This window comes from Weissella fangxianensis (assembly GCF_024718545.1).
Classification (GTDB): Bacteria; Bacillota; Bacilli; order Lactobacillales; family Lactobacillaceae; genus Weissella; species Weissella fangxianensis.
The window spans coordinates 13,687-26,864 of the sequence record NZ_JAMXDB010000001.1 but is presented as its reverse complement, the minus strand read 5'-3'; the positions used below and the strand labels follow the sequence as shown (position 1 = coordinate 26,864).

The window sequence follows — 13,178 nt, the reverse complement described above, 5'->3', positions numbered from 1 at the left end:
TTATTGCTTCCAATTATTAAATTGATCAGCTAAAGCAATTGCCGCCTCAGCTGTCGGCGTAGTGACATAAATTGTATTATGACCAGCTAATGTACCAATCACCTCTGGCATTTCCGCTGCATCAATCATCGCAGCCAAACGATTGCCATTACCTTGCGTCGTCTTTACCACAATCATAAATGACACTGGTGTGACATCGACTGCCATGTCTGAAAAGCCTTGTTCAATTTGATTGCCATCATTAGCAGCCTGATTCGTTGCATCAGCCATCACTTGATATCTCGTTTGACCATTAACATCCGGACGACGTACAATCCGTAGTTCTTTAATGTCACGTGAGACCGTAGCTTGTGTGACTGCAATACCTGCATTTTGCAAACGATGTAAAATTTCTTCTTGAGAATCAATCACATTACGTGCCAAAATTTCAAGAATCATTGCTTGTCGTTCTTGCTTTTTTAAAGCCATGTTTCATTCCTCTTTTTTCACTCAATCATGATGACTAATCGTTACTGTCACCACTGGTACTATTCTATCATAATCGACTATTTCACTTAACTCTGCCTTTAGTAGACAAAATTATCAATCATTATTATAGGTAAAAAAGTCGAAGTTTTCCGATACACGGAATGAACTTCGACCCTTTTAATAGTTAATATATTTTAATTACATTTCTTGTGGTGCTTTTACACCCAACAAACGTAGTGATTCAGTCAAAACATTTGAAACAGCCGTTACTAATGCCAAACGTGCGTTTAATTGGTCATCTTCAACCAAGATTTTTGAATTAGCATAGTACTTATTGAAAGTACGGGCCAAATTCAATGCATACTTCGCAATCACTGATGGTTCACGATCACGCCATGCGCGGCGAACAGTATCACTAAAGTTTGCAACTAACTTTTCAGTTTCCCAAACTTGTTCATCATCAATTGACAAGTTAGTCAAATCTAACTCAGGCTTACCTGCCTTACGCAAAATTGATTGCGCACGAGCATTTGTATACTGTACATATGGACCAGTATCACCTTCAAAGCGAACCACTTCTTCCAACTTGAAATCAAAGTCACCCAGACGTTCATTCATCAAATCATGGAATACAACCGCACCAGTTCCAACTTCATGAGCAACTTCTGCCTTATTAGGTAGATCTGGGTTCTTTTCGTCAATTTGAGCAGTTGCCAATTTAACAGAATCAGCCAAAACATCCTTCAATAGAACAATACGGCCAGAACGTGTTGATAATTTCTTACCATCAACAGTAATCATACCAAATGGGATGTGTTCAATATCATTTGACCACTCGTAACCCATCTTATTCAAGACTGCCTTCAATTGCTTGAAGTGTTCACGCTGTTCACCACCAACCACGTATAGTGACTTAACAAAATTGTAGTTGTTCTTACGGAAAATAGCAGCAGCTAAGTCACGCGTCATGTACAAAGTTGCCCCGTCAGTACGTTGGATCATTGCAACGTTCAATCCTTCGTCTTCCAAATCAACCACTTGTGCACCTTGTGATTCAACAAGTAATTGCTTTTCCTTAAGGGTATCAATCACAGCGTCCATCTTGTCATTATAGAAAGCTTCACCGTTAAATGAATCAAAATCAATATCTAGGTCATTATATAATTCCATGAATTCTTTCAATGATTCTTCACGGAACCATGACCATAGTCCGTGCGCTTCTTCATCACCATCTTCAAGCTTCTTGAACCAGGCACGACCTTCATCGTTCAATTCAGGTTGTGTCTCAGCTTCCTTATGGAAACGTACATAGTACTTTACCAATGTGTTGATTGGGTCAGCTTTCACTTCTTCTTCTGATCCCCAACGCTTATAAGCTGACATCAACTTACCAAATTGTGTTCCCCAATCACCTAAATGATTGATTTTAATTGGTTGATAGCCGTTTGCTTTGGCAATTTCAGCTAAAGAGTTTCCAATAACTGTTGACCGCAAGTGACCCATTGACATTGGCTTAGCAATGTTAGGTGATGACATATCAATTGTCACATGACCCGCTTCACCATCAGTGTTATGACCATAGTCATCTTGACGTAGCACTTCAGCTAATGTTTCAGCACCAAAGTTGGCTTGATCCAAAAAGAAATTAACATAAGGTCCAACAGCCTTGACTTCTTTAAAGCCGTCAGTTGCAATTTCTGACACAATGTTACTTGCAATTTGTTGTGGTGCCATGCGACGTTCTTTGGCTTGTAAAAATGCTGGAAAAGCATAATCACCCATCTTAGTATCCTTAGGCACCTCAATTTTTGAAAGAATCGTTGCTTTATCCAATTCAGGAACAACTGCAGCAATTGTTTCGGCAATTTGATTCTTGTAGTCCATTAAGCTTTGTCTCCTTTGGCATTATCATCCGCTTCATCATCATCTTCTGATGGACGAGGTGCAGGGTTATCAGTCTTTACTAAGATTTTAGCGTCTGACATACGCAATACTGCACGATGATTATATTCGTTTACGGTCGCATCATCTTCAGGATTATTTTCCGTAATAACCACTAGGACTGAATGCTCATAAATTTTTTCAACGATTCCTTTGAAGTCATGCTCAAAATTAGCAAACTTCTTACCGGCGACGAAATCACCGATATCAAATTCTGATGTATTTTCTGCTGGTTCTTTAGCCATGATAGTTTCCCCTTTACTTTTATAACTGAGGTTTTTTATTTATTAATAGTTGGCCGCAATAACGACAATTCTATAAATTATAACAAATTTCTAGCCTAAAGACTAGAACTCTAATTCGGAAACAATCCGATTTGCCACTGCCCAATCATTTTCATATGGTGTATCGACACCGTATATCTTTTGATATTCATCCAATCCTTTAGCTGCTAAGACGACAACATCGTCTGAACCAGCTGCCTGGATTGCTGATGCAATCGCTTTTGTACGGTCTAATTCGCGATAGATCGTTACTTTCGGATTAGTGATTGCCGTTTGGATCTCATCAGCAATTTTTGCTGGATCCTCATACTGTGGATCATCACTCGTCAGATAAACAACGTCGGCACCCTCACTAACGGCTTTTCCAATACCAGGACGACGTGAGACACCCTTGTTACCTGGCGCTCCCACAACAATCGTTAATTGATTGACCGATTCATTTTGGCGAACAAACTGCAATAAGGCCGCAATTGACGCATAATTATGGGCATAATCGACGTATATTGTCCCGTGTTCTTTGGTGTTTAAAACCTGCATCCGTCCGGGAACTTTTACCGTTTCGAGCCCTTCGGCCATTGCTGGTGCATCCGCATTAACCAAACGCGTTGCAATCATTGCTGCTAACGCATTACTTTGATTAAAATCACCAGGCATATCTAAAGTATATTCCCCATTAATATGTAAGTGTTCGGCTTGTTGACCCACCTCACGAACTTTAAAGACACTGCCATGTAAGTTGGCATCAGTCGCTTCAAAGTAAACATCCGCTTTGGGAGAATCAGCATCTTCTTGCCCATACAACCAAATACCATCACGAGGAACCGTTAATTCAGCATGTTCGATCAATTCCCCAAAATGATCTGTATCAACATTCAAAACCACCTGTTCTGAATGATCAAATAACATCATTTTGTGTTGGATATAATCTTCAAATGTTGGATGTTCGTTTTCACCAATATGATCTGGACTAATATTTAAGAAAATACCAACATTGAAATGAAGGCCATAAACGCGGCGCATTTTAAATGCCTGTGATGATACTTCCATCACCATATGCGTCATACCATTATCAACCGCCTCACGCATCCAACGGAACAAATCTACTGATTCTGGCGTTGTTAAGTGTGCCCGATAATGAGATTCTGGATTATTACCCGTAATAACTTGTAAAGTTGAAGACAACGCAACCTTATCATGTGTATACGCACGCAAAATTTCATATGCCATATACGCCGTTGATGTCTTCCCTTTGGTACCAGTTATACCAATCAAAGCTAAACTATTTTGTGGATATTGGTAATAAGCCATCGCAATAATACTCATGGCCGCTGGTACATCATCTGCTACCCAAGTTGGTAAATTAGTATCATGCTTAAAGTTAGCCGGAGCAACGATTGCAGTAACGCCCTTTTCGATGGCATCGGTTAAGTACGCAGCTTTAAAATTCCCCTTAATAAATAATAAGGTACCTGGTACAACGTCATTTGAATTATAAGCTAAATGTTGTATCTCACCATCAAATTCTGGTGCTGATACTAATAAATCTTGATCAGCTAATAACGTTGTGATGTTATCTGCAGTGAGTGTCATCAAACTTAGTCCTCTTTTCTGATTATTCGTTAATTATTTTAATTCGCCAGCTTGTTGTAATTGATTCTTCATTTTAATAGCTGCCCGACCACGATGTGCGTAATGCACACGTGCTGGCATATCAATTTCTGCCAGGGTCAGCCCATTTTCAGTTTCTAACAACTCATATAATCCATTTCGATTACCACGTGGTGTCTCAGTAAGCGTCACACCACCCTTACCTTGTGTGGTATAAATGATATTTTGTGGTGTGATCACCACAAAATCTGCCAACAAATGAGCCTCGCGCGATGCACCAGCTGGCAATTGTTGTAGTACATACTGATTAATTTCATCATCGCCACGTAACTGATGAGCCCTAAACTCGCGCATGGTCGTTACCCCAAAATGATCCGGAATGGCCGGGATAAATAGCGCCGAATCATCGGCTAAAACATACTCATCTGGCAATAAATTATGGATCGTTTGTGCTTTGACGAGCGCATTGGCAGCCATATCATCAGTGGTTTCTGGTGGAAACGTTATTTCATCAATCAACTGACGATAATTAATACCTTTTAAACCTAGTACAGCCAGATAACTAACCATTTCGTCAGTTTTATGGGTGTTATTTGAGGCAATAACAAATCGTTCAATCATGTTAAATACCGTCCTCCTTTTCGATAGCCCGTAATGTATAAAATGAACCTGTAACTACAATTAATGACTTTGACGACTCACGAACTTGTCGCGCTAACGAAATAGCGGCTGTAGAATCATCAGCAATCTCAACGTCCACATTGCTCATCATCACAATTTTGGCTGCCAACTCATCAGCTGACATCGCATTTTTGGCATCAGGTGTCACCGCAATGATCGTTGATACATAAGGAAGCAATTCATCCAACATATCCATATGATTTTTACCTTTGATCAGGCCCAAAATAACAATCGGCTTAAAAGGTAAATGCCAAGAACGAATAGCGGCAACCAAACTTGAAATACCGTGCGGATTATGAGCACCATCATAAAGAATATTATGGGTGCTATCAAACTCCATCCGGCCCGTGATTTTAACATGCGCTAATGCTTCGGCAACTGTCACATCTGACAAAGTAATTCGCTTATTCTTTAAGATGGTGACGACCTGCAAAACGGTACTTAAATTATTTGCCTGATAAGCACCCGTTAATGATAATTTCAAACCTTCTAATTGGTCGGCATTAACGATCAGCCCTTCTGGTGATGAGCGCATCAATGTAATTTGTGGCTTAGGATACGGATTCCAAACTGCCCCGACTGCTGTTGCTTTATCACGAAGTGTTTTAAAAACTTCAACATCTTGTCCAGGATAATTGACTACTAAACTGCCTGGCTTAATCGCCCCAGCAACATTCTCTGCGATTTTAAGCACATTATGCCCCAGCATGGTCGAATGATCATCGGAAATTTTCGTAATCGCAACAATCAATGGCTTTTCAACGACATTCGTCGTATCCCCAGTACCACCTAAACCAGCCTCAATAATAGCAAAGTGAACTTCTTGTTTCGCAAAATGGCATAGGGCAATCAGAGTCCACATTTCAAATTTTGTTAATGTTTTTTCATCGCCACCGTGATTTTTAATTTCAGTCATAATACGCTTATAGTGAAACATCACTTCTTTTTCACTAATCATCTGACCATTAATCATCACAACTTCACGATCTGACAAAATTGCTGGCGTTGAAAAATGACCCACTCGATAACCGGCAGTCGTTAAGATTTTACTCAACATCACACCAGTCGATCCTTTACCGTTTGAGCCAACAATATGAATAACCGACAAACGGCGCTCAGGATGACCGAGCCAATTTAAAATTTCCTTCAACATGCCGACTCGACTATGTTGACTGGGTAATACTTGCCAATCATCACCCAAACTCTTTTCAAATTGTCGATATGTTTCAACAGTGCCCATACGAAAACCAGTCCTTCATCTTTTATGTCGACCAAGCGACTCTCTAAAGCTTTATTTTATCATATATCATTCTTGCTCGGCGGCGCATTATTGATAATTATTCGCTAAACGCAGCCATCCCATAAAAAAAGTACCAAGAAAGCCCACATTGGTTTTCCCTAGTACTTATCAAAAACAATTAATCTTCATGTAACGTAATTGGCGTTGCAACTAACGTATTCTCTGCAATATCATCAATGTTTGCAACGATATCAATATGCTGTTTATGGTTAACGAATGTGACTGGGGCATCCCCACCATATTCACCATCTAAATTAATCATAATTTTGTCATTTTTAGTCGATGACACTTCCACTTTTTCAGACTTCACATAAATCAAATTTGGATTATTAACGTGCTTTCCTTTCAGCACTTCGGTAATCAAATTCAAAATCTCAGCAAATTTTGTTGTTTTAACGATCAACAAAGTAAATTTACCATCATCTAGCTTAGCGTCTGGCACAATCTGCTCAAAACCACCAACGGAATTAGTTAATGCCAAGAAGAACATGGCTGATTTACCATTAAATTCACCATCATCATACTTAACATGGATGTCCATTGGTTTGATGCTAGTCAACATCTCAGCTCCCTTAACGACATAAGCTAAGTAGCCGTACATTGACTTTAACTTAGAAGGCACTGAATATGTTAACTCTGACAATGAACCACCAGCAGCAATATTGATAAAGTACGAATCATTCGCTTGGCCAATATCCATCTTGGCTGCCTTCCCCTTCAGAATAACTTTAGCAGCTGCTAAAGGATCCTCACGTGGAATACTCAATGCACGTGCATAATCGTTAGTCGTTCCAGCTGGGATAATGGCTAACATTGGTCGCTCATCTAATGGAGCAATACCATTGACAACCTCATTAATCGTCCCATCACCACCTGCTGCAACTAACAAGTCAAAACCTGCTTTGGCAGCACGTTCTGCTTCCATCATTGCTGAGTTTGGTTCAGGAGTCGTTGCATAGGCGCTGGTCTCATAACCGGCTTCTTCATACACAGCCAAAATATCGACCAAGTCACGTCGAATAGCTTCACGTCCAGAAGTTGGATTATAAATAATGCGTGCTCTTTTCATTCTATCTCGCTCCTAAATTTTAATATATGTATGAAACCAGAGTAGACTATACTACTCTGATTCCGATAAGAGAAAATTACTCTCTTTTTAAATGTGTTTCCACTGTTTTTTTACTCAGGTTTACGGGCTTGCAAACCAGCCATCAATAATTTGTTAACAACTGCTGGATTAGCACTACCCTTGGTTTGCTTCATAATTTGACCAACCAAGAAGCCAACGGCACGATCTTTTCCATTATGGAAATCAATAATTGATTGCTCATTATTATCCAAAACTTCATCAATCATTGGTGTCAATACTGCTGGATCAGATAGTTGCTTAAGACCATTCTTCTCCACAAATTCAACTGGGTCATCACCCTTAGTAATTGCTTTGAAGACCTTCTTGGCCATCTTTGTTGAAATTGTACCATCATCAATCAACTTGATCATGTCAGCTAAGTGAGCTGGTGTTAATGGGGTTTCTTCCAAATCAGCTTGTTGCTCGTTCAAGAAGGCATTAACATCACCCATTAGGTAGTTAGCGGTACGCTTTGGATCCGCACCAAAACTAACGGTTTCATCAAAGAAGTTTGCCATGGCTAGCGTTTGTGTTAAGACTTCTGAATCATAAACTTCCAAACCAAGTTCATCGACATAACGTGCCTTACGGGCTTTAGCTGTCTCTGGTAACTTTGCTTTAACTTCATCAATCCAATCGTCCGTGACGTGGATTGGCGTCAAATCAGGTTCTGGGAAGTAACGGTAGTCATCAGCTGTTTCCTTAACACGCATCAAAACAGTTTCACCAGTTGCTTCATCAAAGCGACGAGTTTGTTGCTTGATTGTACCACCAGACATGTAAATCTTGGCATGGCGGTTTTCCTCAAATGCTAGCGCCTTACGCACATAGTTAAATGAGTTCAAGTTCTTTAACTCGACTTTAGTACCATATTCACTTGAACCAACTGGGCGAATTGAAATATTGGCATCGACACGCATCGAACCTTCTTCCATCTTCACGTCAGAAATTCCTGTAAATTGGATAGCTTGACGTAATGCTTCTAGGTAAGCATAAGCTTCATCAGGTGATGAAATATCAGGTGCACCAACAATTTCAATCAATGGTGTTCCTTGACGGTTTAAGTCGACATATGAATAACCATCTGTACCGTGGGTATTCTTTCCAGCGTCTTCTTCCACGTGTAGTTCAGTAATACCCACACGCTTCTTTTGACCCTCAAATTCAATCTCTAGCCAACCATGACGACCAATGGGTTGTTGTTGTTGGGTAATTTGGTAAGCCTTGGGATTATCAGGATAGAAGTAATTCTTTCGATCCCAGTGCAAATCACGTGTAATATCAGCATTCAATGCAAGTGATGCCATCATACCATATTCAATGGCGCCCTTATTAGCCTGTGGCAAAACCCCAGGATATCCCCAGTCAATAACATTGGTATTGGCATTAGGCTTAGAACCATATTGTACTGGAGAAGGTGACATCGCCTTAGAATTAGTCTTTAGCTCAACATGGACTTCTAGTCCGATCGTCGTCTCAAAATTTGGCACTGCCATTAATCCTTACCTCCTGGTACTTTTTCGAATAGACGTGTTGCTTGCTCATAAGCATACGCAGCACGATAAATGGTCTCCTCTTGGTAGCGGTTTGCTATCAATTGCATACCAACTGGCAATCCATCAACAAAGCCTGCTGGTACTGACATACCTGGCAATCCAGCCATATTAACAGGAATCGTCAAAACATCATTCATGTAAGTGACTTCAGGATCATCTTGGTTAGCGCCAAAGTCATAAGCAACATTTGGTGCAGTTGGTGCCGCAATCAAATCATAATCGGCAAAGACTTTTTGGAAATCATCATTCATTAGCGTACGTACTTGTGCAGCCTTCTTGAAGAAAGCATCATATGAACCAGCTGAAAGTGAGTATGTTCCAAGCATAATACGACGCTTGACCTCGTCACCAAAGCCTTGTGTACGTGTTTGTACGTATAGGTCTTCCAAACTTTTGACGTTTTCTGGACGCGTACTATAACGGATACCATCAAAACGTTGCAAGTTTGATGATGCCTCAGCAGAAGCTAAGATATAGTATGCAGCAACACCATACTTTGTATGTGGCAATGAAACTTCATCAACTGTTGCGCCAAGTTCACGTAATTTGTCAATACCGGCACGAACAGTTGCTTTAACACCTTCATCCACACCAGCAGCAAAGTATTCTGTTGGTACGGCAATCTTCAAGCCAGCGATATCGCCATCCAAGTGGGCCGCAAAATCAGGTACCGCTTGGTCTGAAGACGTTTGATCGTTGTCATCATGACCAGCCATGGCAGCTAATACAGTGGCATTATCCTTGACACGACGCGTAAAGACACCAACTTGGTCAAGTGATGACGCAAAGGCAATCACTCCCCAACGTGACACACGGCCGTATGTTGGTTTCATTCCAACAATCCCATTGAAAGCAGCGGGCTGACGGATTGAACCACCTGTGTCAGTTCCTAATGCGAATGGTACTTGACCGGCAGCAACTGACACAGCTGATCCACCCGAAGAACCACCAGGGACTTTTGTTTGATCCCAAGCATTCTTAGTTTGCTTATAATATGATGTTTCAGTTGTTGAACCCATGGCAAACTCATCCATGTTTAACTTACCAACACCAACAGCGCCTTGTTCACGTAAACGTGAAACGACCGTTGCATCATAAATTGGTTTAAAGTCTTGTAAAATTTTTGATGCGGCAGTTGTCGTCACATCCTTCGTAATCAAGTTATCCTTAATTCCATATGGAATTCCAGATAGTACATTATCTGGATCGATACCTGCTTCATCAATGGCAGCAGCTTCAGCTAAAGCCTTTTCTGACATAGTTGCTAAAAATGCGTCATATTTTGCATCAGTTTGCTCAATATTTGCTAGTGTTTCTTTAACTAAGTCAACTGATGTAATTTCTTTGTTTACTAGTTGTTCATGCAACTTTTCGATATCTGTATGCAAAAAATCCATTAACCTTCAGCTCCCCCATTAAGAATTGCGGGCACTTTAATCAAAGTACCTTGGTGTTCTGGTGCATTATTCAATAATGCTTCTGATTGTTGTGCGTTAACCGCCACATCATCTCGTAATACTGTTTGCATCTCAGTTACAGAGTATGTTGGTTTCACATTTTCTGTATCTACCTCAGCTAATGTTGTCACAATATCAAATATTTTACCTAAATGATCTGTAAACATATCAGCTTCTGCATCCGTTAAAGCTAACTTTGCTAAGCTAGCCACATGTTCAACTTCTTCACGCGTAATTTGCTCGTTTGCCATGTTAATTCCTTTCATGCTTTAATATAGCTATTTTACCAAAAGTTTTTATATTTAGTATACGTCATCTGATAAATTCGCTTGATTCTCGTGAACAATGAACCTTAGACCCTTCGGATAAAAGTTTTTCATTTGACGGTTGACTAGCTTACCAAAGCCAACCCCATTACCATTTAACTCTAATAAATACCAACCATTTGTTAAATGACCCATAGATGATGGTAGCATGAATGTGTCGCCGTGGACATACTGACGCCATTCTTCATCGTTTAATTGATAGCGCTGCGTAAACGTATCAGGGTGTAAGGCCAAAGCCAAAGCCAAACTAGGCTCAAAGCGCTTCTTCTTAAAAGTTCCCAAATGCAACCCAGCTCGTAATACCTGGATGCCTTTTAATTCTGGCGTGCCAGTTGGTGCTGCATAAAGTTGATCACCAAAAGCTAAAAGAACGCCTGGTTGATAACTTGGTAAGAATTTTTGTTGAAAGTCGTCCCAATATTGTCGCTGATCAGCCGTTAAATTGGTTTTAGCCAATTTAGGTTCCTTAGCTGTTGATTCATCCTCTGGCTGATACTGCAACTTTGCCATGAAATGCCCTTCACCAGCCACGAATTGTGGGAACAAACGGACAGGCTTTACTAACTCAGGATTGCCATCAGCCCATTCTGGGTGACCATCTGACATGCCGTCATGCTTTGGTACATCAACCAAGTGTAAACCAGGATAAGTTGCTAATAACCATGCAATGATTTGTTCGTCTTCTTCAGGAGCGAACGTACACGTTGAGTATACTAGTGTCCCACCTGGTTTTAACATTTTCATGGTCTCTACTAAGATTTCTCGCTGACGAGTTGCATTTTCTGCTGGATAGTCCGTATGCCAATAGTTGATTGCCTCAGGATCTTTACGGAACATCCCCTCACCAGAACAAGGTGCATCTAAAACAATGCGATCAAAGTATTGTGGGAATTTCTTGGATAGTTCTTGTGGTGAATGATTAGTCACCAATGCATTTTGGACCCCGAAACGTTCAATATTTTCGCTTAAAATTTGCGCCCGCTTACGAAAAATTTCATTCGATACCAATAATCCCTGTTGCTTCATATAAGAAGCCAAGTGCGTTGATTTGCCGCCCGGCGCAGCTGCTAAATCAAGGACCCGCTCACCAGGTTGTGGTTGCGCGATTTCTCCCACTAATTGTGCAGATGGCTCTTGTGAATAAATCACACCCGTTGTGTGATCAACCGAATGACCTTTCGCAACACCAAAGTAACCCCAGTCACCCCAAGGCACTTGCCCGTTTGTTGGTGTATCATACAATTGCTGATTAGCTTTTAATGGATTGACTCGAAAAGCCTTCACAACTGGCTGATCAAATGCTGCAAAGAATTCATCTGCATCATCGCCCATTAATTGACGGTACTTCGTCTGATAGTCTTTAGGTAACTCCGCCATTTCATAAACTCCTTGTCCTATATAATAATTTTATTCTACACGTTTTTTTACTATTCAAAAAGGTGTTTTTCAGGCAACGAAAATAAGGACGCTGCAAGAGCTCAAAATTACAATCAGCCGTCAACCTGCCCACACTTACTGGGTAGATTGACGGCTGAGAAATATATTTCGTTGCTCTTTTAAATAATCTGCTCTAAGTACTTGGCCAAGCCATCTTCCTCATTAGTATACGAGGTAATGTCATTAGCAATCGCCTTTAGAGCTGGATTGCCATTTTTCATGACAATGCCATGCGTGGCATAATCGATCATTTCGTAATCATTCATGCCATCACCAAAGGCATAGACATCATCTTTATCAATATCAAAAGCGCGTTGCATAATCTGCAATCCTGTATCTTTCGCAACCCCTGCCGGAACCACTTCTAGTACTGGTGAATCAGCACCCCATGTGTTAACTGTCACACGGTCTGCACCGTAACGATTGGTCACATATTCTTGAATAAGCGCTTGATGATCGCTATTTTGTGCTTCAATCAAGATTGAATTGATATTCGTGGTCAAATTTAAACGGTCTAACATGTGGTAAGTATCGGTCGTTTGCGGAAAGAAAAACGCTTCATTGGGATTTTCTGGTGCTATGCGACTATTAGTCCAAACATCCGCCCGACTTTCAGCTACCACTGATTTGATAGCCATATCAGCCGCATTTTCAATTAAATCAAAAGCAATTTCACGGTCAACTTGGTAAGAATAAGCATGTTCCCACATTTGATTAGGAATTTCACCAAGTGATCCGTTGAAATTAATCATTGGAGATTTTAACCCTAGTTGTTGATAAATGTCCATTGATAAGCGTACTGGACGTCCCGTAATGATTGCCACGACATGACCAGCTTGTTGCATTTTTTGAATGGTCTGACGTGTTTTAATAGAAATATTTCCGGCATCATTTAAAGTTGTCCGATCCAAATCAATGCCAACTAATTTACGTCCCATAACTATACCCTCTTTTATTTTCTCTTATTGCCTACAATCTTGATTATTGACAT

The 13,178-nt window shown here is 40.5% G+C and carries 12 protein-coding genes; all 12 read right to left on the bottom strand.

Annotated features, from left to right (window positions below):
• Positions 1-468 carry an arginine repressor gene (locus NGR58_RS00135; protein ID WP_075269380.1) on the bottom strand — a complete coding sequence of 156 codons (468 nt, stop codon included), beginning with the start codon at positions 466-468 and terminating at the stop codon, positions 1-3.
• Positions 469-666: 198 nt separating this feature from the next.
• Complete coding sequence (gene argS, locus NGR58_RS00130; protein ID WP_258087731.1) at positions 667-2,352, bottom strand: arginine--tRNA ligase; 1,686 nt, start codon at positions 2,350-2,352, stop codon at positions 667-669.
• Positions 2,352-2,654, bottom strand: coding sequence for a hypothetical protein (locus tag NGR58_RS00125; RefSeq protein ID WP_174855249.1), 303 nt, complete (start codon positions 2,652-2,654; stop codon positions 2,352-2,354). The genes argS and NGR58_RS00125 overlap by 1 nt, the downstream gene beginning before the upstream one ends.
• A 102-nt stretch (positions 2,655-2,756) precedes the next feature.
• Positions 2,757-4,283 carry a UDP-N-acetylmuramoyl-L-alanyl-D-glutamate--2,6-diaminopimelate ligase gene (locus NGR58_RS00120; RefSeq protein WP_258087730.1) on the bottom strand — a complete coding sequence of 509 codons (1,527 nt, stop codon included), beginning with the start codon at positions 4,281-4,283 and terminating at the stop codon, positions 2,757-2,759.
• Between the two features lie 33 nt (positions 4,284-4,316).
• Positions 4,317-4,922 carry a non-canonical purine NTP pyrophosphatase gene (locus NGR58_RS00115; protein ID WP_258087729.1) on the bottom strand — a complete coding sequence of 202 codons (606 nt, stop codon included), beginning with the start codon at positions 4,920-4,922 and terminating at the stop codon, positions 4,317-4,319.
• Between the two features lies 1 nt (position 4,923).
• Positions 4,924-6,222 carry a bifunctional folylpolyglutamate synthase/dihydrofolate synthase gene (locus NGR58_RS00110; protein WP_258087728.1) on the bottom strand — a complete coding sequence of 433 codons (1,299 nt, stop codon included), beginning with the start codon at positions 6,220-6,222 and terminating at the stop codon, positions 4,924-4,926.
• Positions 6,223-6,400: 178 nt separating this feature from the next.
• The gene (locus tag NGR58_RS00105; protein WP_115471470.1) at positions 6,401-7,351 is read right to left on the bottom strand and encodes a diacylglycerol kinase; all 951 of its coding nucleotides are present in this window, start codon (positions 7,349-7,351) and stop codon (positions 6,401-6,403) included.
• 110 nt (positions 7,352-7,461) lie between these two features.
• Complete coding sequence (gene gatB, locus NGR58_RS00100; RefSeq protein ID WP_258087727.1) at positions 7,462-8,907, bottom strand: Asp-tRNA(Asn)/Glu-tRNA(Gln) amidotransferase subunit GatB; 1,446 nt, start codon at positions 8,905-8,907, stop codon at positions 7,462-7,464.
• Positions 8,907-10,364, bottom strand: a complete 1,458-nt coding sequence (gatA, locus tag NGR58_RS00095) for an Asp-tRNA(Asn)/Glu-tRNA(Gln) amidotransferase subunit GatA (RefSeq protein ID WP_258087726.1) — start codon at positions 10,362-10,364, stop codon at positions 8,907-8,909. The genes gatB and gatA overlap by 1 nt, the downstream gene beginning before the upstream one ends.
• Positions 10,364-10,675, bottom strand: coding sequence for an Asp-tRNA(Asn)/Glu-tRNA(Gln) amidotransferase subunit GatC (gene gatC, locus NGR58_RS00090; protein ID WP_075269371.1), 312 nt, complete (start codon positions 10,673-10,675; stop codon positions 10,364-10,366). Before gatC ends, gatA begins: the two co-directional genes overlap by 1 nt.
• A 51-nt stretch (positions 10,676-10,726) precedes the next feature.
• Positions 10,727-12,127 carry an RsmF rRNA methyltransferase first C-terminal domain-containing protein gene (locus tag NGR58_RS00085; protein ID WP_258087725.1) on the bottom strand — a complete coding sequence of 467 codons (1,401 nt, stop codon included), beginning with the start codon at positions 12,125-12,127 and terminating at the stop codon, positions 10,727-10,729.
• Positions 12,128-12,306: 179 nt separating this feature from the next.
• Positions 12,307-13,125 carry a Cof-type HAD-IIB family hydrolase gene (locus NGR58_RS00080; protein ID WP_258087724.1) on the bottom strand — a complete coding sequence of 273 codons (819 nt, stop codon included), beginning with the start codon at positions 13,123-13,125 and terminating at the stop codon, positions 12,307-12,309.
• Positions 13,126-13,178 lie beyond the last annotated feature (53 nt).

What these genes read in the sequence shown, in the direction of transcription:
- NGR58_RS00110 (WP_258087728.1), bottom strand. Translation starts at nt 6,222, where the DNA reads ATGGGCACTGTTGAAACATATCGACAATTTGAAAAGAGTTTGGGTGAT.
- argS (WP_258087731.1), bottom strand. Translation starts at nt 2,352, where the DNA reads ATGGACTACAAGAATCAAATTGCCGAAACAATTGCTGCAGTTGTTCCT.
- NGR58_RS00125 (WP_174855249.1), bottom strand. Translation starts at nt 2,654, where the DNA reads ATGGCTAAAGAACCAGCAGAAAATACATCAGAATTTGATATCGGTGAT.
- gatA (WP_258087726.1), bottom strand. Translation starts at nt 10,364, where the DNA reads ATGGATTTTTTGCATACAGATATCGAAAAGTTGCATGAACAACTAGTA.
- NGR58_RS00080 (WP_258087724.1), bottom strand. Translation starts at nt 13,125, where the DNA reads ATGGGACGTAAATTAGTTGGCATTGATTTGGATCGGACAACTTTAAAT.
- NGR58_RS00120 (WP_258087730.1), bottom strand. Translation starts at nt 4,283, where the DNA reads ATGACACTCACTGCAGATAACATCACAACGTTATTAGCTGATCAAGAT.
- NGR58_RS00135 (WP_075269380.1), bottom strand. Translation starts at nt 468, where the DNA reads ATGGCTTTAAAAAAGCAAGAACGACAAGCAATGATTCTTGAAATTTTG.
- gatB (WP_258087727.1), bottom strand. Translation starts at nt 8,907, where the DNA reads ATGGCAGTGCCAAATTTTGAGACGACGATCGGACTAGAAGTCCATGTT.
- NGR58_RS00115 (WP_258087729.1), bottom strand. Translation starts at nt 4,922, where the DNA reads ATGATTGAACGATTTGTTATTGCCTCAAATAACACCCATAAAACTGAC.
- NGR58_RS00085 (WP_258087725.1), bottom strand. Translation starts at nt 12,127, where the DNA reads ATGGCGGAGTTACCTAAAGACTATCAGACGAAGTACCGTCAATTAATG.
- NGR58_RS00105 (WP_115471470.1), bottom strand. Translation starts at nt 7,351, where the DNA reads ATGAAAAGAGCACGCATTATTTATAATCCAACTTCTGGACGTGAAGCT.
- gatC (WP_075269371.1), bottom strand. Translation starts at nt 10,675, where the DNA reads ATGGCAAACGAGCAAATTACGCGTGAAGAAGTTGAACATGTGGCTAGC.